The organism is Lysobacter sp. DMC104 (assembly GCF_056313665.1).
Genome location: NZ_JBQUZW010000004.1, coordinates 180,144 through 201,448 on the forward strand (window position 1 = coordinate 180,144; position 21,305 = coordinate 201,448).

The 21,305-nt window shown below is 69.4% G+C and carries 20 protein-coding genes; 14 read left to right on the forward strand and 6 right to left on the reverse strand.

The features are described 5' to 3' along the window. Positions 1-84: 84 nt before the first annotated feature. Entirely contained in the window at positions 85-612 is a 528-nt protein-coding gene (gene smpB, locus ACT53R_RS07690; RefSeq protein WP_476171266.1) for an SsrA-binding protein SmpB, read from the reverse strand. A 58-nt stretch (positions 613-670) separates the two neighbouring features. On the opposite strand from smpB, the gene ACT53R_RS07695 reads away from it, so the two are divergent. Beyond that, complete coding sequence (locus ACT53R_RS07695; RefSeq protein ID WP_374298061.1) at positions 671-1,102, forward strand: type II toxin-antitoxin system RatA family toxin; 432 nt, start codon at positions 671-673, stop codon at positions 1,100-1,102. 3 nt (positions 1,103-1,105) lie between these two features. Beyond that, positions 1,106-1,399, forward strand: a complete 294-nt coding sequence (locus ACT53R_RS07700; RefSeq protein WP_476171267.1) for an RnfH family protein — start codon at positions 1,106-1,108, stop codon at positions 1,397-1,399. A 9-nt stretch (positions 1,400-1,408) separates the two neighbouring features. Here the strand turns inward: ACT53R_RS07700 and ACT53R_RS07705 are convergent, their stop codons facing one another. Then, entirely contained in the window at positions 1,409-1,831 is a 423-nt protein-coding gene (locus tag ACT53R_RS07705) for an outer membrane protein assembly factor BamE (RefSeq protein ID WP_476171268.1), read from the reverse strand. Between the two features lie 138 nt (positions 1,832-1,969). Here ACT53R_RS07705 and fur point away from each other — a divergent pair, with 138 nt between their 5' ends. After that, positions 1,970-2,371 carry a ferric iron uptake transcriptional regulator gene (gene fur / locus ACT53R_RS07710; RefSeq protein WP_374298064.1) on the forward strand — a complete coding sequence of 134 codons (402 nt, stop codon included), beginning with the start codon at positions 1,970-1,972 and terminating at the stop codon, positions 2,369-2,371. A 114-nt stretch (positions 2,372-2,485) separates the two neighbouring features. On the opposite strand, the gene recN is transcribed toward fur, so the two are convergent. After that, positions 2,486-4,153, reverse strand: a complete 1,668-nt coding sequence (recN, locus tag ACT53R_RS07715; protein WP_476171269.1) for a DNA repair protein RecN — start codon at positions 4,151-4,153, stop codon at positions 2,486-2,488. A gap of 97 nt (positions 4,154-4,250) precedes the next feature. Here recN and hrcA point away from each other — a divergent pair, with 97 nt between their 5' ends. The 8 genes from hrcA (at position 4,251) to dapB (ending at position 13,833) form a co-directional block, all read left to right on the forward strand. Beyond that, positions 4,251-5,315: a heat-inducible transcriptional repressor HrcA gene (hrcA, locus tag ACT53R_RS07720; RefSeq protein WP_476171270.1), complete on the forward strand. Its 1,065-nt coding sequence runs from the start codon at positions 4,251-4,253 to the stop codon at positions 5,313-5,315. 110 nt (positions 5,316-5,425) lie between these two features. Beyond that, positions 5,426-5,953: a nucleotide exchange factor GrpE gene (gene grpE, locus ACT53R_RS07725; RefSeq protein WP_476171271.1), complete on the forward strand. Its 528-nt coding sequence runs from the start codon at positions 5,426-5,428 to the stop codon at positions 5,951-5,953. A 25-nt stretch (positions 5,954-5,978) separates the two neighbouring features. Beyond that, on the forward strand, positions 5,979-8,018 hold the full coding sequence (dnaK, locus tag ACT53R_RS07730; protein ID WP_476171272.1) for a molecular chaperone DnaK: 2,040 nt from the start codon (positions 5,979-5,981) through the stop codon (positions 8,016-8,018). 169 nt (positions 8,019-8,187) lie between these two features. Then, positions 8,188-8,766 (forward strand): TMEM175 family protein, encoded by a 579-nt coding sequence (locus tag ACT53R_RS07735; protein WP_476171273.1) that lies wholly within the window; start codon positions 8,188-8,190, stop codon positions 8,764-8,766. Between the two features lie 52 nt (positions 8,767-8,818). Continuing rightward, on the forward strand, positions 8,819-9,952 hold the full coding sequence (gene dnaJ, locus ACT53R_RS07740; RefSeq protein WP_476171274.1) for a molecular chaperone DnaJ: 1,134 nt from the start codon (positions 8,819-8,821) through the stop codon (positions 9,950-9,952). A gap of 80 nt (positions 9,953-10,032) precedes the next feature. Continuing rightward, on the forward strand, positions 10,033-11,946 hold the full coding sequence (locus tag ACT53R_RS07745) for a DUF3857 domain-containing transglutaminase family protein (protein ID WP_476171275.1): 1,914 nt from the start codon (positions 10,033-10,035) through the stop codon (positions 11,944-11,946). Next, the gene (locus tag ACT53R_RS07750) at positions 11,943-13,091 is read left to right on the forward strand and encodes a prephenate dehydrogenase (protein ID WP_476171276.1); all 1,149 of its coding nucleotides are present in this window, start codon (positions 11,943-11,945) and stop codon (positions 13,089-13,091) included. The genes ACT53R_RS07745 and ACT53R_RS07750 overlap by 4 nt, the downstream gene beginning before the upstream one ends. Positions 13,092-13,122: 31 nt before the next feature. Next, positions 13,123-13,833 carry a 4-hydroxy-tetrahydrodipicolinate reductase gene (gene dapB, locus ACT53R_RS07755; protein WP_476171277.1) on the forward strand — a complete coding sequence of 237 codons (711 nt, stop codon included), beginning with the start codon at positions 13,123-13,125 and terminating at the stop codon, positions 13,831-13,833. Between the two features lie 55 nt (positions 13,834-13,888). Here the strand turns inward: dapB and ACT53R_RS07760 are convergent, their stop codons facing one another. From ACT53R_RS07760 to ACT53R_RS07770, 3 genes are read right to left on the reverse strand one after another with little or no spacing between them, the layout of a single operon-like run. After that, positions 13,889-14,074, reverse strand: a complete 186-nt coding sequence (locus tag ACT53R_RS07760) for a hypothetical protein (RefSeq protein ID WP_476171278.1) — start codon at positions 14,072-14,074, stop codon at positions 13,889-13,891. Further along, on the reverse strand, positions 14,071-15,546 hold the full coding sequence (locus tag ACT53R_RS07765) for a radical SAM protein (protein WP_476171279.1): 1,476 nt from the start codon (positions 15,544-15,546) through the stop codon (positions 14,071-14,073). Before ACT53R_RS07765 ends, ACT53R_RS07760 begins: the two co-directional genes overlap by 4 nt. Continuing rightward, positions 15,531-16,271: a prolipoprotein diacylglyceryl transferase family protein gene (locus ACT53R_RS07770; RefSeq protein ID WP_476171280.1), complete on the reverse strand. Its 741-nt coding sequence runs from the start codon at positions 16,269-16,271 to the stop codon at positions 15,531-15,533. Before ACT53R_RS07770 ends, ACT53R_RS07765 begins: the two co-directional genes overlap by 16 nt. Positions 16,272-16,467: 196 nt before the next feature. Between ACT53R_RS07770 and carA the strand changes: the two genes are divergently transcribed. The 3 genes from carA to carB are packed head-to-tail and all read left to right on the forward strand — an operon-like array spanning position 16,468 to position 21,268. Then, positions 16,468-17,592 carry a glutamine-hydrolyzing carbamoyl-phosphate synthase small subunit gene (carA, locus tag ACT53R_RS07775; RefSeq protein ID WP_476171281.1) on the forward strand — a complete coding sequence of 375 codons (1,125 nt, stop codon included), beginning with the start codon at positions 16,468-16,470 and terminating at the stop codon, positions 17,590-17,592. Then, a complete protein-coding gene (locus ACT53R_RS07780; protein WP_476171282.1) occupies positions 17,592-18,017 on the forward strand; it encodes a DUF6973 domain-containing protein in 426 nt (141 codons plus the stop codon). Before carA ends, ACT53R_RS07780 begins: the two co-directional genes overlap by 1 nt. Positions 18,018-18,025: 8 nt before the next feature. Then, positions 18,026-21,268 (forward strand): carbamoyl-phosphate synthase large subunit, encoded by a 3,243-nt coding sequence (carB, locus tag ACT53R_RS07785; RefSeq protein ID WP_476171283.1) that lies wholly within the window; start codon positions 18,026-18,028, stop codon positions 21,266-21,268. Positions 21,269-21,305 lie beyond the last annotated feature (37 nt).

Here is a 21,305-nt window from a genome sequence, read left to right on the forward strand (position 1 = left end):
AAAAGCAGATCCCTCACGTCCGTTCGGGATGACAGTGGGAAGCGGGTGCGGGTTCGATGCCTGTTTCCGGCACCGATCTCCCGATCACGCGTCCTTGTTGCGGGCCCGCATGGCGCGCTGTTTCTCGCGAGCCCAGTCGCGGTCGCGGGCGGCGTCGCGCTTGTCGTGGGCCTGCTTGCCCTTGGCGAGCGCGATTTCCAGTTTCACCTTGTTGCCCTTCCAGTACAGCGCGGTGGGGACGAGGGTGTAACCGTCGCGCTGGATGCGGCCGACGAGCTGGTCGATCTCGCGCCGGTGCATCAGCAGCTTGCGGGTGCGGCGGTCGTTGGCGATGACGTGGGTCGAGGCCTGGATCAGCGGGGTGATCTGCGAGCCGTACAGGAACAGTTCGCCGTCGTTGATCATGGCGTAGGCGTCGCCGATGTTGGCGCGCCCGGCGCGGATCGACTTCAGCTCCCAGCCCTGCAGCGACATGCCGGCCTCGAAGCGGTGTTCGAGGTGGTATTCGTGCTTCGCCCGCTTGTTGAGGGCGATGGTCTTGATCGGCGGTGCGGCCTTGTCGGACTTCCCGGGGCCCTTTGCCTTATCCTTTTGCGCTTTCTGATTGCTCATCCGCGGCATTGTCCCCCATGCGGGGCGATCCCGCGAGTCATCCGGGACGCCTCCCTCCATGCCGGTCATCCAACGCTCCGCCCTGGTCGAACACTCCGCCGCGAAGATGTTCGCGCTGGTGAACGATGTCGCTGCCTATCCGCGCCGCTTCGACTGGTGCGAGGCGGCCGAAGTCCTGGAGGCCGACGAGGCCCGCGTGGTCGCCAAGCTGGACCTGGGGCTGGGCGGCATCAGCACGTGGTTCACCACCGAGAACACGCTGACCCCGCCGCACCACATCGACATGCTGCTGCGCGACGGGCCGTTCCGGAAGCTGGCGGGGCGCTGGCAGTTCCATGCGCTGGACGAATCCGCCTGCAAGGTCAGCCTGACCCTCGATTTCGAGCCGAACAGCCGCCTGCTGGGCCCAGCCTTCGTGCTGGGCTTCCAGAGCCTGGCCGATCGCATGGTCGACGATTTCGTGCGCGTGGCCGACCGCGAGGAGGCCTGAGCGATGGCCGGCGAGGGCAGCGCGGTGGTCCGGGTCGAGGCCATCCGCGTCGAGGTCATCCGCGCCTGGCCGCGGCACCACGAAAGCCGCGGGCTGACATTGCCGGTCGGTGCGACCGTGGCGCAGGCGCTGGCCGAGGCCGCGTTCGAGGGCGAAGCGCCCGCGGGCCTGGCGGTGTTCGGGGAGGCAGTGGCGCCGGAGCGCGTGCTGGTCGACGGCGACCGCCTGGAACTGCTGCGGCCGCTGCGGCTGGATCCGAAGGAGGCGCGGCGCCGTCGCGCCGTCGCCGGGAAGTGACGCGCCGGCTCAGCGGCGGCGGCGCTTCTTCTTGTCGTCCTTGGCCAGGTTCGGGCCGAACTGGCGGCGGGCGTTGAGGGCGAGTTCGTCGTCCTGTTCCGGGAAGTAGTCGCCGTCCCAGCGGACGACGGCGTCGTTCTCGAAGTACACCGTGAAATTCTTGATCTGCGTGGTGCCGCGGCGATCGATGCGCTGGGTCGAGGTGTAGTCCCAACGGTTGGTATTGAACGTGTCCTGCACCGAGGGGCTGCCCAGCAGCGTCTGCACGTCCTGCTTGCTCATGCCGACCTGGAGCTGGTCGACCGCACGCTTTTCGATGAGGTTGCCCTGGTAGATCGGCTGCTTGTAGAAGATGCCGCAGCCGGTGGTCGCGAGGGCGACGGTCAGCATCAGCAGGGGCAGGCGGAGCGGGAAGCGGTGCAGGATGGGCATGGGACGGCCGGCAGCGGAGAGGTGTCGCGGACGGCGATGATACACTGTGCCTCGGCGCCGCCGGCAGTCGGGTCGGTGACTGCCGTTCATCGCGGATTGGATGCCGCCGTCTCCGCCGACGTCCCCCCGGAACCAGCGATGGAAACCAGAGATCTCCGCAAACTCGGCCTCAAGGTCACCCACCCGCGCATGCGGATCCTCGAGATGCTGGAACAGGCCCAGCCGCGGCACATGGCCGCAGAAGACATCTACCGACGGCTGGTGGAAGACGGCGACGAGATCGGGCTGGCGACGGTCTACCGCGTGCTGACCCAGTTCGAGGCCGCCGGTCTCGTGCTCAAGCACAACTTCGAGGGCGGCCACGCCGTCTACGAGCTCGATCGCGGCGACCACCACGACCACATGGTCGACGTCGACACCGGCAAGGTCATCGAATTCGAGAGCGCCGAGATCGAGGCGATCCAGCAGCGCATCGCCGCCGAGCAGGGCTACGAGATCCAGGCCCACGCGCTGGTGCTGTACGTCCGCAAGAAGAGGTAGGGCGGGTCTGCCCACTGCGTCCCGGTAGAGCGCCCTTCAGGCCGCTTGCCGTTTTCTGCGTAGCAATGGACAGCGGCCTGAAGGCCGCTCTACCAAGTGCGAGTCGCCTGAGCGTCAGCCCGCGTTTTCCAGCAGCCGTTTCGCCGCTGCGCGCGCTTCCTTCGTGACTTCGACGCCGCCCAGCATCCGCGCCAGTTCTTCCTGGCGGGCCTTGGCGTCGAGCTTCTGCACCGCGCTCTGGGTCATGCCGCCGGCGTCGGCCTTGCTCACCCGGTAATGCGCGTGGCCCTGCGCCGCGACCTGCGGCTGGTGGGTCACGCACAGCACCTGCCGGCGGGCGCCGAGGGCGCGCAGCTTCTGGCCGACGATCTCGGCGACGGCGCCGCCGATGCCGGTGTCGACCTCGTCGAAGACCATCGTCGGCACGGCGTCGTGGCCCAGTGCCGCGACCTCGATCGCCAGCGACACGCGCGACAGCTCGCCGCCGGAGGCGACCTTGCGCAGCGGGCGTGGCGGTTGTCCGAGGTTGGCCGAGACCAGGAATTCGGCGCGTTCGGCGCCTTGCGGGTCCGGACGGGCGGTGTCGACGGCTTCCAGCGCCACCTCGAAGCGGCCGCCGCCCATGCCGAGATCGGCGATCAGCGCGGACACGGCGGTCGACAACGCGTCGGCGGCGGTGCGCCGGGCGGCCGTCAGGTCGGCGGCGGCGGTGCGCCAGCGTGCAGTGGCGGCGGCGATCTCGTCGTCCAGCGCGACGAGACGGGCGCCGGCATTGCGCAGGCCGTCGAGGTCCTCGGCCAGCCGGTCGCGCAGCTCGAACAGCGCTTCCGCCGGCACGCGGTGCTTGCGCCCCAGCGCGTGCAGCCGGGTGAGCCGGTCCTCCAGCGCGGCGAAGCCGTCGGGGTCGAGGTCGAGGTCGTCGCGGATCCGCTGCAGCAGGCGCGTGGCCTCGTCGATCTGGATCGCGGCGGCGTCGAGCATGCCTTCGACCTCGGCCAGCCGCGGCTCGTCGTCGCGGGCGCGGGCGAGGTCGCCACGCAGCGACTGCACGGTCTGCAGCAGCGACGGGGCGTCGTCGCCTTCGAGCCGGGCGAGGGCGCGTTCGCAGGTGTCGATCAGCCCGGCGGCGTTGGCGTGGCGGCGATGCTGGGCGAGGAGGTCGGCGATCGACGCCGGTTCCAGCGTCTCGCGGGCGAGTTCGGCGTGCTGGTGTTCGAGCAGCGCGATCCGGTCGGAGACATCGCCGGTCTTCGACAGGGCGTCGCGCTCGCGCAGCAGGGTCGACCAGTCCGCGGCGGCAGCGGCCACCGCCGCCAGCGCCGGGCCGTGGCGGCCGAAGGCGTCGAGCAGGGCGAGCTGGCGGGTGCGCGACAGCAGCGCCTGGTGTTCGTGCTGGCCGTGGATCTCGACCAGCAGCCCGGCCAGTTCGCCGAGTTGGGTGAGGGTGGCCGGGCGGCCGTTGATCCAGGCGCGGGAGCCGCCGTCGGAGCGCAGCGTGCGGCGCAGCTGGCAGGTGCCGGCGTCGTCCAGTTCCTGCTCGCGCAGCCACGCGGTGGCGTCGGGGTGGTCGGCGAGGTCGAATTCGGCGCTCAGTTCCGCGCGCTCGGCGCCGTGGCGCACCACGCCGCTGTCGGCGCGCAGGCCGGAAAGGAAGCCGAGGGCGTCGACCAGCAGCGACTTGCCGGCGCCGGTTTCGCCGGAAATGACGGTCATGCCGGGGCCGAATTCGAGTTCGGCGGCTGCGACGACGGCGAAATCACGAAGGGCGAGATGGGTCAGCATGGGCGCGCATTGTGCCTCATGGCGTCTCATCTCCGGAGACCGATGCCGGCCTCCCGGCCCCTTGCGCGCGCCGGCGGCTGCGCCTATACCGTTGCGCATGAACCGACCCGCCGACGCCGGCTTCGACCCGGGCAGCCTCGATCCCCGCGCGCGGCTGCTGCTGCGCACGCTGATCGCGCGCTACATCCGCGACGGCGAACCGGTGGGCTCGCAGACGCTGGCCCGGCACGCGGGCCTGGACGTCAGCGCGGCGACGATCCGCAACATCCTCGCCGAGCTGGAGGACGTGGGCCTGCTTGCGGCGCCGCACACCTCGGCCGGGCGGGTGCCGACGGCGCAGGGTTACCGGGTGTTCGTCGACAGCCTGCTGCAGATCGACCCGCTGGGCGAGCCGGAGCTGGCTCGCCTGCGCGGCGAACTGGCCGCCGGCAGCGGGACCCAGCGCCTGCTGGGCAGCGCGTCCGAGCTGGTGTCGGCGATGACCCATTTCGTCGGCGTGGTCAGCGTGCCCAAGCGCGAGCAGTTCGCGTTCAAGCACGTCGATTTCGTGCCGCTGGACGCCCAGCGCGTGCTGGCGATCCTGGTGTTCGCCGACAACGACGTGCAGAACCGCATCCTCCAGACCCGGCGCCCGTACGACCCGGGGGAACTGGAGCGGATCGCCAACTACCTCAACCAGCACTACGCCGGCCGGCCGCTGGCCGAGGCGCGCACGCTGCTGATGGCCGAGCTGCGCAACGCCCGGCGCGAGATGGAATCGCTGATGGCCCAGGCGCTGGAACTGGCCGACCAGGCGCTCGCCAGCGACGCCGAGGACATGCTGGTGGCCGGGCAGACCCGGCTGATCGGCGTGCAGGACCTCTCCGACCTCGATCGCCTGCGCGAACTGTTCGAGGCCTTCGCCAGCAAGCGCGAGATCCTGCAACTGCTGGAACGTACGCTTCGGGCGCCGGGGGTGCGGATCTTCATCGGCGAGGAAACCGGCATGGCGCCGCTGGACGGCGTGTCGCTGGTGACTGCGCCCTACGGCGTCGGCGGGCGCACGCTGGGCGTGCTGGGGGCGATCGGCCCCACCCGGATGGCCTACGACCGCGTCATCCCGGTGGTGCAGGCCGCGGCCAATGCGCTCACGCAGGCGCTGGGGTCCGAAGGCGAGCGTTGAGCCCGGGGAGCTGCCGCAGGCGATTCCTGAACGCGGGCACTTGATTCCGGAAGGGCCGGCCCCATCCCTCGGCCGTCGGCGGATTGCCCGCCTCCAGCCCCGGAAACCAGATGACCCAGACCCCGACGCCACAGGACCCGATGTCACAGGACGCTTCGATGGCGGATGCCGCCGAGCACGCCACCCCGGACGCGGTCATCGAAGCGCTGCACGCCGAACTCGAACAACTGCGCGCCGACATGCTGCGCGAGCGCGCCGATCTGGAAAACCAGCGCAAGCGCATGGCCCGCGAGGTCGAGAACGCCCGCAAGTTCGCCAACGAGCGCCTGCTCGGCGACCTGCTGCCGCTGTTCGACAGCCTGGAAGCCGGCCTGGCCGCGGCCCCCGAGGGCGACCCGGTGCGCGCCGGCATGGAGCTGACCCTGCGCCAGCTCGAACGCATCGCCCAGGCCAACGGACTGGTCGCGGTGGCCCCGGCGGCCGGCGACGGCTTCAATCCCGAACACCACCAGGCGATGAGTCTGGTCGACGTCCCGGGCGTCGCCCCCGGCGCGGTCGCGCAGACCTGCCAGAAGGGCTACCTACTCAACGAGCGCCTGCTGCGGCCGGCGCTGGTCATGGTCGCGAAGCAGGACTGACGCGACCCGTGCGGGCGCGGCGCCGATGAACGGCCGGCGCCCCCGTGCATCTCCCGGGCGGCCGGCGCTTGAAACCCCGGCGCGGCCATCCCACATACGGCACATCGGCGGCGCGGCCGCCTCCCCATCTCCGAGGAACCACATCATGGGCAAGATCATCGGCATCGACCTGGGCACGACCAACTCGTGCGTCGCGATCATGGAAGGCGGCAAGGCCAAGGTCATTGAGAACAGCGAAGGCGACCGCACCACGCCGTCGATCATCGCCTACACCAAGGACGGCGAAGTGCTGGCCGGCGCCAGCGCCAAGCGCCAGGCGGTCACCAACCCGAAGAACACCTTCTACGCCGTGAAGCGCCTCATCGGCCGCAAGTTCGGCGACGCCGAGGTCAGGAAGGACCTCGACCTGGTGCCGTACGCGATCATCGAGCACTCGAACGGCGACGCGTGGGTCGGCACCAGCGACGGCAAGAAGATGGCGCCGCCGGAAATCTCCGCGCGCGTGCTGGAGAAGATGAAGAAGACCGCCGAGGACTACCTGGGCGAGAAGGTCACCGAGGCCGTCATCACGGTGCCGGCGTACTTCAACGACAGCCAGCGCCAGGCGACCAAGGACGCCGGCCGCATCGCCGGTCTCGACGTCAAGCGCATCATCAACGAGCCGACCGCGGCCGCGCTGGCCTACGGCCTCGACAAGGGCGACGGCAAGGACCGCAAGATCGTGGTGTACGACCTCGGCGGCGGCACCTTCGACGTGTCGATCATCGAGATCGCGAACGTCGACGGCGAGAAGCAGTTCGAGGTGCTGGCCACCAACGGCGACACGTTCCTGGGCGGCGAGGACTTCGACAAGCGCATCATCGATTTCCTGGTCGAGGAGTTCCAGAAGGAGCAGGGCATCGACCTGCGCAAGGATCCGCTGGCCCTGCAGCGCCTGAAGGACGCCGCCGAACGCGCGAAGATCGAGCTGTCGTCGTCGCAGCAGACCGAGGTCAACCTGCCGTACGTGACCGCCGATGCCTCGGGTCCAAAGCACCTCAACATCAAGCTCACCCGCGCCAAGCTCGAAGCCCTGGTCGAGGACCTGATCCGCAAGTCGATCGAGCCCTGCCGCATCGCGTTGAACGACGCCAACCTGCGCGCCAGCGACATCAGCGAGGTGATCCTCGTCGGTGGCCAGACCCGCATGCCCAAGGTGCAGGCGGCGGTCGCCGAGTTCTTCGGCAAGGAGCCGCGCAAGGACGTCAACCCGGACGAGGCCGTCGCCATCGGCGCCGCGATCCAGGGCGGCGTGCTGGCCGGCGACGTGAAGGACGTGCTGCTGCTCGACGTCACCCCGCTGAGCCTGGGCATCGAGACCCTGGGCGGCGTGATGACCAAGATCATCGAGAAGAACACGACCATCCCGACCAAGGCCTCGCAGACGTTCTCGACCGCCGACGACAACCAGTCGGCCGTGACCGTGCACGTGCTGCAGGGCGAGCGCGAACAGGCCCGCTTCAACAAGTCGCTGGCGCGCTTCGACCTGTCCGGCATCGACGCCGCTCCGCGCGGCACGCCGCAGATCGAGGTGTCGTTCGACATCGACGCCAACGGCATCCTGCACGTGTCGGCGAAGGACAAGAAGACCGGCAAGGAGCAGAAGGTCGAGATCAAGGCCGGCTCGGGCCTGTCGGACGACGAGATCCAGCGGATGGTGCAGGACGCGGAAGCGCACCGCGAGGAAGACAAGAAATTCCACGAGCTGGTGCAGGCCCGCAACCACGCCGACGGCCTGATCCACGCCGTGCGCAGCGCGATCAAGGACCACGGCGACAAGGTCCCGGGTGAGGCCATCGGCCGCGCCGAGGGCGCCATCGCCGAACTCGAGACCGCGATGAAGGGTGACGACAAGGGCCAGATCGAGGCCAAGAGCCGCGCGCTGGAAGAAGCCGCGCAGTCGCTGCAGGCGGCCGCCGGTGCCGGCCAGCAGGCCGCGGGCGAGGCCGGTCCGGGTCCCTCGGCCTCGTCGCGCAACGACGACGTGGTCGACGCCGAGTTCACCGAGGTGAAGGACGACAAGTAAGCGATGACGGCCGGCCCCGGGGGCGACTCCGGGGCCGGTCTGCGTCCGGCGGATGCTATCGTCGCCGGCCATGAGCGCCCGCGACGGGCCGGGGCGGAGCGATCCGCCACCGGGTCGCCGCGGGTTTCGCGTGCAATGCAGACCGCCGTTCGACGGCACCGGGGGCGGGATGGGGAAGGGCAGGCTCGAAGCGTTCAGCGACGGCGTGATCGCCATCATCATCACCATCATGGTGCTGGAGATGAAGGTTCCGCACGGTACCGACTGGCGCGCCCTCGCCGGGCTGTGGCCGGTGTTCCTGAGCTACGTCATGAGCTTCGTCAACGTCGGCATCTACTGGAGCAATCACCACCACTTCCTGCACGCCGCGCACAAGGTCGATGGCAGGGTGCTGTGGACGAACCTGCACCTGCTGTTCTGGATGTCGCTGATTCCCTTCACCACCGGCTGGATGGGCGAGAACCACTTCGCGCCGATCCCGACCGCGGTCTACGCCTTCGACCTGTTCATGTGCGCCGCCTCGTGGATGCCGATGCAGGCGGCGCTGATCCGGGCCAACGGCGGCGAGCGGTCGGAGCTGGCCAGGGCGGTCGGCGGCGACTTGAAAGGCAAGGCCTCGCTGGCCATGTATGCACTGGCGGTCCCCGCCGCGTTCCGGAGCCCGGCGCTGTCCGGCGCGCTGGTCGCCGCCGTCGCCGTGTTGTGGTTCGTGCCGGATCGCCGGATCGAGCGCCAGCTCGCCGGCTGAGATTTCCACGGACGCGTCCGCCGGGCGCGTCCCGATCGTTCACAGGTCACCCATGAGCAAACGCGATTACTACGAAGTCCTCGGCGTGGCGAAGACCGCCAGCGACGAGGAACTGAAGAAGGCCTACCGCCGCCTCGCGATGAAGCACCATCCGGACCGCAATCCGGACGATGCCGGCGCCGAGGCCGCGTTCAAGGAGGCCAAGGAAGCCTACGAAGTGCTGTCCGACGCCAACAAGCGCCGGGCCTACGACGCCCACGGCCATGCCGCGTTCGAGCACGGCATGGGCGGCGGTGGCGGCGGGCAGGCGGGCTACGCCGACATCAACGACATCTTCGGCGACATCTTCGGCAACATCTTCGGCGGCGGGGCCGGTGGCGCACGCGGACCGCGCCGCGGTGCGGACGTCGGCGTGATCGTCGAACTCGATCTGGAAGAAGCCGTCGCCGGCCTCGACAAGCGCATCGAAGTGCCGACGATGGCGGCCTGCAAGCCCTGCAACGGCAGCGGTTCGGAAGACGGCAAGATCGAGACCTGCGGCACCTGCCAGGGTCGCGGCCAGGTGCGTTTCCAGCGCGGCATCTTCTCGATGCAGCAGCCATGCCCGACCTGCGGTGGTCGCGGCCAGAAGATGAGCAATCCCTGCAAGGCCTGCCACGGTGCCGGCCGCGTGGAGGAGGAAAAGGTCCTGTCGGTGAAGATCCCGGCGGGCGTGGACAACGGCGACCGCATCCGCCTGGCGGGCGAGGGCGAGGCCGGCCCGGCCGGTGCGCCGTCGGGCGACCTGTACGTCGAGATCCGCGTCCGTGAGCACGACATCTTCCAGCGCGACGGCGACGACCTCCACTGCGAGGTGCCGATCCGCTTCTCGCAGGCGGCGCTGGGCGACGTCATCCGCGTGCCGACGCTGGGCGGCGAAGCCGAGATCCGCGTGCCGGCCGAAACCCAGACCGGCCGCGTGTTCCGCCTGCGGGAGAAGGGCGTGAAGTCGGTGCGCAGCCGCGGCACCGGTGACCTCTACTGCCGCGTGGTGGTCGAGACCCCGGTCAACCTCACCACGCAGCAGCGCGAGCTGCTGCAACAGTTCGAGGCCACCTTCAGCGGCGAAGGCGCCCGTCGCCATTCGCCGCGTTCCAGCACCTTCATCGACGGGGTGAAGAGCTTCTGGGAGCGGATGACGTCCTGATCGTCGCCTGCGGGCAGGGACTTCTCGTCCGCTTCACCCGGGCACGGTAGAGTGCCCGGGTCGCAACAGGAGTGGACTCCATGCAGAACCGGCATCGCACGCAGATCGCGTCGGGCTTCCTCGCGCTGTCCCTGGCCGCCATCGCCTCGACTGCGGTGCAGGCCGCGAACCGTCCCGAGGACTGGCCGGTCCGGATCGAGCGCGAATCGCACGACTACGTGATCGATGCCGAGGGCCGCTACGTCGAGACGGTCGAGACCGCGACCAAGGTGCTGAAGACCAGCGGCATCGACTACGCGCGCGACAGTTCGATCGGCTACAGCACCAGCATCCAGCAGGCCGACGTGCTCGCGGCCTACACCCTGAAGGCCGATGGTCGCCGCATCGACGTGCCGAAGGGCAATTTCCAGGTCAGCAGCAGCCGCGGCCGCGAGGGCGATTCGCCGATCTACTCCGACCGCACCTCGCTCACCGTCGTCTTTCCCGAGCTGGCGGTCGGCGACACCACGGTCCTGCAATACCGCCTCACGGCGAAGGAGCCGATGTTCCCGGGCGCGTTCTCGGTGATCGACAGCTTCGATCCGACCTCGTACTACGGCGACGTCCGCATCTCGATCGACGCGCCGGTCTCGCTGAAGGCGACCTGGGCCGCGCCGAAGCTGACGGTGGCCGAGGACACCGCCCGCGACGGCCGCCACCGGCTGACGTGGACCTGGCGCAATCGCGAACCTGCCGATCCCGACACCTTGCAGGACGCGCTGTACGACTTTGAGCGCTATCCCGGCTACGCCTTCTCGACCTTCGGCAGCTACGCGGACATCTCCCGCGCGTATGGCGCCCGTGCCGAAGCCAAGGCCGCGGTCACGCCGCGCATCCGCGCGCTGGCGGACAAGATCGCCGGCGACGCCAAGGCCCCGCGCGAGGTCGCGCAGCGGCTCTACGACTGGGTGGCGAAGGAAATCGCGTACGCCGGCAACTGCATCGGCCTGGGCGCGGTGGTGCCGCGCGACCTCGACGTCGTCCTCGACAACCGCATGGGCGACTGCAAGGACCACGCGACCCTGCTGCAGGCGCTGCTGCGCGCCCGCGGCATCGCGAACACGCAGGCGCTGGTCAACGCCAGCCAGGTCTACACGCTGCCGAAGGTCCCGGTCGCGTCGATGGTCAACCACGTCATCAACTACGTGCCGTCGCTCGATCTTTACCTCGATTCGACGTCGTCGCAGACCCCGTTCGGCAGCCTGCCTGACGCGGTCGCGGGCAAGCGCGTGCTGCTGGTCGACGGCTACCGCGACGACACGGTCACGCCCATGCCCGACCGCGCCCGCGACTGGACGCGCATGCGCACGCAGGTCGCGATCGCGGCCGATGGCTCGGTGAAGGGAACGGCGCGGGTCGAGATCGGCGGCGACATGGCGATCATGGCCCGCCAGCAGCTCAAGGAGGCCGGCGAGACGCTGCGTGCCGACATGGTGAAGTCGTATTTCCGCGCCCGCGGGCTCATCGGCGACGGCAGCCTGCGCATGTCGCCGGACGTGGCGGCCACGGCCGGCACGTTCGCGATGGAAGCGGACTTCCATGCCGAGGGCATGCTGGCGGTGCCGAGCGGTTTCGAAGTGGCGCCGCTGCTGCTGGGCTTCCGCCCCATCCAGGGCATCGTGGCCAGCCAGTTGCCCGACCCGGGCAAGCCCGCCGGCGCCGGCGCCTGCGGCGGCACGCGCTCGCAGGAATCCTATGTCTACGACTTCGCCCCGGGATTGAAGATCGTGGCGATCCCGCCCGACTTCGAGGCCAGCGAAGGTCCGGTGTCGTACCGGGCGACCCATCGGCGCGAAGGCAACCGCATCGTCGTCGAACGCATCCTCGACGACCGCACGCCCGGCCCGACCTGCACCGCCGAGTACAACGCCGCCTACGGCCGTTTGATGAAGCGGGTGATGGACAACCTGCGGGCGCAGGTCGTGTTCCTGCGCGACGCGGAACCCGCGCGTTGAGCGCCCCTGACCACGCCCGGCCGGTCATCGGCATCGTCGGCAGCGCCGGCGCCTACGGCCGCTGGCTGCGCCGTTTCTTCGTCGAGCGCATGGGGCTGGCGGTGCTCGGGCACGATCCGTCCGACCCGGCGAGCGACGCCGTCGAGCGCCTCCTCGCGGAGGCCGACGTGCTGCTGTTCGCCGCGCCGATCCGCGTCACCGAGGCGGTGATCGCCGACTGGACCGCGCGTTCGGCCGGTCGCGAAGACGGACGACTGTGGCTGGATGTCACCTCGATCAAGCAGGTGCCGGTCGCGGCGATGCTGCGCTCGCGCGCCGAGGTCGTGGGCCTGCATCCGATGACCGCGCCGCCGAAGTCGCCGACGCTGAAGGGCCGCATGCTCGCCGTTTGCGAGGCGCGGCTGGACGCGTGGCGGCCGTGGGTCGATGCGCTGCTGGACGCCTTGCAGGCCGAGTGCGTGCGGGTCACGCCCGAGCGCCACGACCGCGCGATGGCGCTGATCCAGGCGATGGTCCACGCCACGCATCTCGCCGAGGCCGGCGTGCTGCGCGACTACGCCGCAGTGCTGGGCGCGCCCGCCGACCTGCTGCCGCTGCGCACGGCCTCGTTCGAGCTGGACGTGGCGATGATGACCCGCATCCTGTCGCTGAATCCGCAGATCTACGAGGACATCCAGTTCTGCAACCCGCACGTGCCGGAGATGCTCGACCGGCTGCTCGGCGAACTCGGCGGGCTGCGCGATCTCGTCGCGCGCGGCGACGGCGAGGCCCGCGCCGCGTTCCGGGCGCGCTTCCTCGACGCGAACCGCGAGGCGCTGGGTGCGCAACTGCTGGCCGACGGCAACTACGCCTTCGAGCGCGTCGGTTACCTGCTGGCCGATCTCGTCGACCGGCCGTCGATGAGCGTGCACCTGCCCGAGGATCGTCCGGGCTCGCTGCGCGCGCTGCTCGACGTGTTCGAGCGCCACGGCATCAGCCTGTCGTCGATCCATTCCTCGCGCACGCCGTCGGGCGAGGTGCATTTCCGCATCGGCTTCGGGCCAGAGGTCGCGGCTGCGGCGGTGACGGCGGCCGCGTCCGAGATCGATGCCGCCGGCACCGGGCGCGTGCTCGAATGCGTGGCGCCGGCGACCGCGGCGCATTGAGTCGACCCGTCGCCGCGAGTAGGCTGGCGCGATGTCCGAACCCCTCCGTCTCCTGATCCATGGCGCCAGCGGGCGCATGGGCCAGACCCTGCTGCGGCTGGCCGCCGAACGCGACGACCTGCGCGTGGTCGCCGCCGTCGCGCCGCCGTCGGCCGATGCCGCGCTGCTCGGCCAGCCGTTCCATCCGGTCGAGGCGCTCGACGCCGTGCCGCCGTTCGACGTCGCGATCGACTTCAGCCTGCCGGTGGCCTTCGACGCCATCCTCGCGCTGTGCGATGCGCGCGGGGCCGCGTTGGTCTCCGGCACCACCGGGCTGGCGGTGCAGCAGCGTGCGGCGTTGCAGGCCGCGTCGCGACGCATTCCCGCGCTGTGGGCCTCGAATTTCAGCCTCGGCGTGGCGGTGCTGGAGGACCTGGTCGAACGCGCCGCGAACGTGCTGGACGGCTGGGACTGCGACATCGTCGAGCAGCATCACACCCGCAAGCTCGACGCGCCGTCGGGCACCGCGCTCACGCTCGGCGCCGCGGCCCAGCGCGGCGGCGCGGACCCGCGCTACGCGAGCCTGCGCGCCGGCGACATCGTCGGCGAACACACGGTGCAGTTCGCCACCTCGGGCGAACGCATCGAACTGATCCATCGCGCCACGAACCGCGAGATCTTCGCCCGCGGTGCGCTGCACGTCGCCACGCGGCTAGCCGGGCGTCCCGCCGGCAGCTACCGGGTGCGGGACCTGCTGGACTGAGCCCGTTGGAGTGACCCGTCGGCCGTCGGGCCGGTCCGGGCGAGCGCCGCGGCGCTCACTGCATCGCGATCATCCCGAAGCAGGCCGCCAGCAGCAGCACGGTGATCCCGCCGATCAGGGCGAGGATGCCGATGATCACCTTCAGCCAGGCCGGCAGCGGAGGACGCCCGGCCTCGTCTCCGGTCGGGGCCGGCGGCGCGGTATCGCGGGCCTCGGGATCGGGCAGGGACGGATCGTTCATGTCTGCGGCTCCTCGTTGCCGGGGGGGCGGCTTTCGCCGGTGTCGATGTTCGCGATGTCGACCCGCGCGCGCAGCGCGTCCAGCTGCCTGCGGCGGTCGTCGCGGTAGAACAGGTTGTAGGTGTCGAACGGGACGATGGTGCCATCCGGCTGGGCGATGTGCACGCAGCTCTTCTTCACCGAGCGCAGGTCGAAACCCTCGGCGTCGATGAAGGCCATGATCAGCACCCGGAACACGTTGCGGTAGCCCAGCCCCTCGGGCACCTGCACCTGCGGCAGGCAGCACAGCAGGTCGGCCAGCGAGCAGGCCTGCGACTGCGGCGAATGGTTGGTGGCGAACAGCCGGAACAGCGCGTCGCGCAACTGGTCGTCCTTCTCGACCACGATGCTGTTGCGGCCGCCTTCGATCAGCACCTCCGGCGGGATCATGCCGGTCAGCGGCACGATCTTCTGCGCGTCGCCGTCGCCCAGCTTCAGCGCGTACGCCATCGCCAGCGCGTCGGGATGGCAGGGCACCGGGATCAGGTCCTCGGGCCGGAACAGCGTGCTCTGCTCGAGGATGCCGCGGCGCACTTCGGTCAGGGTCAGGCGGTCGCGGGCCGGGTCGTAGCCCTCGGTGCGGCCGGCGTGCTGGATCGGCTGGAAGGTCACGCCGCGCACGCAGGGCTGGGTGCGGGCGAAGTCGATGATCTCGCCCAGCTCGCCGTCGTTGAGACCCTTCTTCACCGTGACCACCAGCGTGGTCGAGATGTCGTGCTTGTTGAGCGCTTCCAGCGCCTGCAGGCGGATGTCGCGCAGCCGCGCGCCGCGGAGCTGCTGGTGGACCTCGTCGCGCAGCGAGTCGAACTGCAGGTACAGCTCGAAACCCGGCATGTAGCTCGCCAGTCGTTCGACGAACTCGGGATCCTTCGCGATCCGCAGGCCGTTGGTGTTGACCATCAGGTGGCGGATCGGGCGTGCCTTCGCCGCGTCGAGGATCTCGAAGAACTGCGGGTGCAGCGTCGGCTCGCCGCCGGAGATCTGCACGACGTCCGGCTCGCCCTCGTTGGCGACGACGGCGTCGAGCATGCGTTCGATCGTCGCCATGTCACGGAAGCCAGGGCGATGCGGGCCGGAGTCCGCGTAGCAGATCGGGCAGCGCAGGTTGCAGTGGTCGGTGACCTCGATCAGCGTCAGGCAGCTGTGCTGCATGTGCTCGGGACACAGGCCGCAGTCGTAGGGGCAGCCCCACTTGCGCTCGGTGTTGAAGCGCTGCGGCAGTTCCGGCGGCTTGATGAAACGCTCGCGGCACAAGCGGTAGTAGTCGACGTCGTCGGCGATCAGCACGCGCTCGCGGCCGTGCTGCGGACACCATTTCTCCAGGTAGACGCCGCCGTCCTTGAAGAAAATCGTCGCTTCGACGCGACGCAGGCAGGTCGAGCACACCGACACCGCGGTGTCGTAGAACAGGTACGGTCTTACCTTCGCGGCCATGCCAGCGCCTTCACGATGCGGGGGAGGTCGCGGGCATGGTAGAGCAGCCCGAACAGGCACAGCAGCTGGATGCCCGAGAGCGTACCGAAGTAGAGATGCGGTATCGGCCGGATCGACTCGATCGCCAGCCGGTACAGCAGATAGCCCGACAGGAACGCCTTGAACCGGTCGCCCGGGCGCGTGAGGCGATCGCCGCACCACGTCAGCAGCCCGCCCCAGAGCAGCAGGAACGCGATCTCGTACAACTGCGTCGGATGCCGCGGCACGCCGTCGCCGAAATCGACGGCCCAGGGCAGGGCGGTCGGGTTGCCGTAGGTGTGGTCGTCCAGCCCGGCGAGGAAACAGCCGATGCGGCCGAGGATCATGCCCACCGTCAGCGGCAGCACGAAGGCGTCGCCGGTGGAGCCGCGGACGCCGGCCAGCCATTTCGCGGCCTCCACGCCGAACAGCCCGCCCACCAGCCCGCCGACGATCGACTTGCCGGCCAGCAGCCGGCGCGGGTCGGGGAAATCGGCGAAGGCGAACGCCGGGTCGTACAGCCAGTAGGCGATCTTGCTGCCCAGCGCCGCGCCCAGCGCCGCGCCGGCGACCAGCAGCAGCGCCTGCACCCGGTCCAGCGGCACGCTGGCCGGAAGCTGGCGCCGCTCGCGCCGGTAGATCTGGAACCCGATCGAATAGGCCGCCACTTCCAGCAGCGTGTGCGTCCAGTAGGCGGTTGGCGTCATCGACGCAGTGTATTCGATTGCATGAACGCGCCTGTTCAGGCATGCGCCGCATGCCGGGCGAATCGCCCGGAAGGCTGGCATCGACGGCATCGCGCCGGTACAATTCCGGCTCGCCTGACACTGAAGCCCCGGACCGGTCCCGCACCGCGTCCGAGGCTTCGTGCAACCCGAAGCAAGCCCGACAAAGGCGACCCAAGTGACCCAAACCGCAATCCTGGTCCTCGAAGACGGCACCGTGTTCGAGGGCGAATCCGCAGGCGCGCCCGGCCTTTCCGTGGGCGAGGTGGTGTTCAACACCGCCATCACCGGCTACCAGGAGATCCTCACCGATCCCTCGTATGCGCGCCAACTGGTCACGCTGACCTATCCGCACATCGGCAACACCGGCTGCACCGATCTGGACGACGAGGCCGGCAAGGTCTGGGCCTCGGGCCTGATCGTCCGCGACGTGCCGCGCCGCCCCAGCAACTGGCGCAGCCAGGTCGCATTGCCCGAATGGCTGCGCGCCCGCGGCATCGTCGCGATTTCCGGCATCGACACCCGCAAGCTCACGCGTCTGCTGCGCGATCGTGGCGCCCAGAACGGCGCGCTGATGGCAGGCGAGATCGATGTGGAGCGTGCGCTCGAAGCCGCACGCAAATTCCCCGGCCTCAAGGGCATGGACCTCGCGCAGGTGGTGACCACCGATGCGGCGTATCCGTGGCGCGAAGGCCAGCTCGATCTCGACACCGGCGCGTTCGTCGCCGCCGCACCGAAACATCGCGTCGTCGCCTACGATTTCGGCGTCAAGCGCAACATCCTGCGCATGCTCGCCGAGCGCGGCTGCGACGTGACCGTGGTGCCGGCGAAGACGCCCGCCGCCGAGGTCTTCGCGCTGAATCCGGACGGCGTTTTCCTGTCCAACGGCCCCGGCGATCCGGAGCCCTGCGACTACGCCATCGCCGCGATCCGCGAGTGCATCGCGCGCAAGATCCCGACCTTCGGCATCTGCCTTGGCCACCAGCTACTTGGCCTCGCCAGCGGCGCGCGCACGCTGAAGATGAAGTTCGGCCACCACGGCGCCAACCATCCGGTGATCGACCTCGACAGCGGCCGGGTGATGATCACCTCGCAGAACCACGGCTTCGCGGTCGACGAGGCCACGCTGCCGGCGAACGTGCGCGTAACCCATCGCTCGCTGTTCGACGGCAGCAACCAGGGCATCGCGCTCGTCGATGCGCCGGCCTTCAGCTTCCAGGGGCACCCGGAAGCCTCGCCTGGCCCGCACGATGTCGCGCCGCTCTTCGATCGCTTCGTCGCGATGATGGCGTCGCGCGCCTGATGCCGAAGCTGCGGCCCCGGTGGCGCAACGCGCTGCTGCTTGCGGCGCTGGCGGGCCTCTATCCCGCTTTCGTGCTTGGCAGCGTCTACGCCACCGTGCTGCGCAGCGACTTTCCGGGCGGCCACAACGGCCCGAAGGATGCCTACCGGCACAGCCTCGCCAGCGCGACCGTCGCCTACACCGCGTCGCCGCGGCTGGTGGACTGGGTCACGCGGTTCATGGAGCATGGCGAGGGCGGCAACGCCTCCAATGCGATGGATCGGCACAACAACCGCATCGGCGCCGAGATCGGTGCGCGGGCGGAAAGCTGGACCCAAATGCGCACGGACGTGCTCGCCGCGGTGAAGGCCGGCGGCGTCGATATCGCGGACGACCACCGGATCACCTGGCTCCCGCCCGACCAATGGCGCGAGCGCCTGTACTGAGAGAACCCATGCCCAAGCGCACAGACATCCAGACCGTCCTGATCATCGGTGCCGGTCCGATCGTGATCGGCCAGGCCTGCGAATTCGACTATTCCGGCGCACAGGCCTGCAAGGCCCTGCGCGACGAGGGCTATCGCGTGGTGCTGGTGAACAGCAATCCCGCGACGATCATGACCGACCCGAACATGGCGGACGCGGTCTACATCGAGCCGATCAACTGGAAGACGGTCGAGAAGATCATCGCCAAGGAGAAGCCCGATGCGCTGCTGCCGACGATGGGCGGCCAGACTGCGCTGAACTGCGCGCTCGACCTCGCCGACCACGGCGTGCTGGAAAAGTACGGCGTCGAGCTCATCGGTGCCTCGCGCGAGGCCATCCGCATGGCCGAGGATCGCGAACTGTTCCGCGTCGCGATGCAGGACATCGGTCTGGAATGCCCGAAGGCCGAGGTCGCCCGCAGCTACGAACAGGCGCTGGAGATCCAGGCCAAGGTCGGCTACCCGACCATCATCCGTCCCAGCTTCACGCTCGGCGGCACCGGCGGCGGTATCGCCTACAACAAGCAGGAGTTCGAGGAGATCGCGAAGCGCGGCCTCGATCTCTCGCCGGTGCATGAAGTGCTGATCGAGGAATCGGTGCTGGGCTGGAAGGAATTCGAGATGGAAGTGGTCCGCGACAAGGCGGACAACTGCATCATCGTGTGCTCGATCGAGAACCTCGACCCGATGGGCGTGCACACCGGCGACAGCATCACCGTCGCGCCGGCGCAGACGCTCACCGACAAGGAATACCAGCGCCTGCGCGACGCCTCGATCGCGGTGCTGCGCAAGATCGGCGTCGACACCGGCGGCTCGAACGTGCAGTTCGGCATCAACGCGCAGAACGGCCGCGTGGTCGTGATCGAGATGAACCCGCGCGTGTCGCGTTCGTCGGCGCTGGCGTCGAAGGCGACCGGTTTCCCGATCGCCAAGGTCGCGGCGAAGCTCGCGGTCGGTTACACGCTGGACGAACTGAAGAACGAGATCACCGGCGGCCTGACCCCGGCCTCGTTCGAGCCGACGATCGACTACGTCGTCACCAAGATCCCGCGCTTCGCGTTCGAGAAGTTCCCGGCCGCCGATGCGCGCCTGACCACGCAGATGAAGTCGGTGGGCGAGGTGATGGCGATCGGCCGCAGCTTCCAGGAATCACTGCAGAAGGCGCTGCGCGGGCTGGAGACGGGCAAGATCGGCCTCGACCCGACCGGCCTCGATCTCTCGAGCGACGAAGGCATGGCGCGCCTGCGTCGCGAGGTGAAGGAAGCCGGCCCCGAACGGATCTTCTATCTTGCCGACGCCTTCCGCGCCGGCCTGTCGGTGGAGGACGTGCACGCACTGTCGTTCGTCGACCCGTGGTTCCTCGACCAGATCGAGGAACTGGTGGCGCGTGAACGCGACGTCGCCGCCGCCGGTCTGGAAGGCCTCGATGCGAAGCGCCTGCGCAAGCTCAAGCGCATGGGCTTCTCCGACGCCCGCCTCGCGCAGCTGGCCGGCACCAACGAGACCGCCGTGCGCGCGCTGCGCAAGGCGTTCGGCGTGCGCCCGGTCTACAAGCGCGTGGATTCCTGCGCGGCCGAGTTCGCCACGACCACGGCGTACCTGTATTCGACCTACGAAGACGAGTGCGAAGCCGCGCCGTCGGACCGCAACAAGATCATCGTGCTCGGCGGCGGCCCCAACCGCATCGGCCAGGGCATCGAGTTCGACTACTGCTGCGTGCACGCGGCGCTGGCGCTGCGCGAGGACGGGTACGAGACCATCATGGTCAACTGCAACCCGGAAACCGTCTCGACCGATTACGACACCTCCGATCGCCTGTATTTCGAGCCGCTGACGCTGGAAGACGTGCTGGAGATCGTCGAACTGGAGCAGCCGAAGGGCGTGATCGTGCAGTACGGCGGGCAGACGCCGCTGAAGCTGGCGCAGGCGCTGGAGGCGAACGGCGTGCCGGTGATCGGCACTTCGCCGGATTCGATCGACCTGGCCGAGGATCGCGAACGCTTCCAGAAGCTGGTCGAACAGCTCGGCCTGAAGCAGCCGGCGAACCGCACCGCGCGCAACGCCGACGAGGCGCTCGCGCTGGCCCGCGAGATCGGCTATCCGCTGGTGGTGCGCCCGAGCTACGTGCTGGGCGGTCGCGCGATGGAAGTGGTCTATTCCGATGCCGATCTCTCGCGCTACATCCGCGACGCGGTGAAGGTGTCGAACGATTCGCCGGTGCTGCTGGACCGCTTCCTCGACCACGCGGTCGAGGTCGACGTCGACGTCATCGCCGACAAGGACGGCAACGTGCTGATCGGCGGCGTGATGGAGCACATCGAGGAAGCCGGTGTGCATTCCGGCGACTCGTCCTGCTCGCTGCCGCCGTATTCGCTCTCCGCCGAGACGCAGGATCGCCTGCGTGATCAGGTCCGCGCGCTGGCGAAGGCGCTGAACGTGATCGGCCTGATGAACACGCAGTTCGCGATCCAGACCGAGGCGGATGGCCGCGACACGATCTTCCTGCTCGAAGTGAACCCGCGCGCCTCGCGCACGGTGCCGTTCGTGTCCAAGGCCACCGGCCTGCCGCTGGCGAAGATCGCCGCGCGCTGCATGGCCGGCAAGACGCTGGCGGAGCAGGGCGCCACGACCGAAGTCATCCCCGACTACTACTCGGTGAAGGAAGCGATTTTCCCGTTCGCCAAGTTCCAGGGCGTCGACCCGATCCTCGGCCCGGAGATGCGCTCCACCGGCGAGGTGATGGGCGTCGGCCGCAACTTCGGCGCCGCGTTCGCGCGCGCGCAGGAGGCCGCCGGCATCAAGGCGCCGCCGCAGGGCAAGGCCTTCGTGTCGGTCCGCGATCCCGACAAGCAGCGCGTGCTTGCCGTGGTGCACGAGCTGCTGCGCCGCGGCTACGGCGTCGTCGCTACCCGCGGCACCGCCACCTGGCTGCAGTCGCAGGGCATCGAGTGCGAGATCGTGAACAAGGTCGTCGAGGGTCGCCCGCACATCGTCGACCGCATCAAGAACGGCGAGATCACCTACATCGTCAACACCACCGAGGGCAAGCAGGCCATCGCCGACTCGTTCTCGATCCGGCGCGAGGCGCTCCAGCACCGGGTGACCTATTCCACGACGATTGCGGGCGCGCGCGCCCTGCTGCATTCTCTCGACTACCGCGACAGCGGCCCGGTCTGGGCGCTGCAGGAATTGCACGAGGAACTGGCACGATGATCGAAGAGGGGCACATGGTCGGAATGGTCGAAGGGAG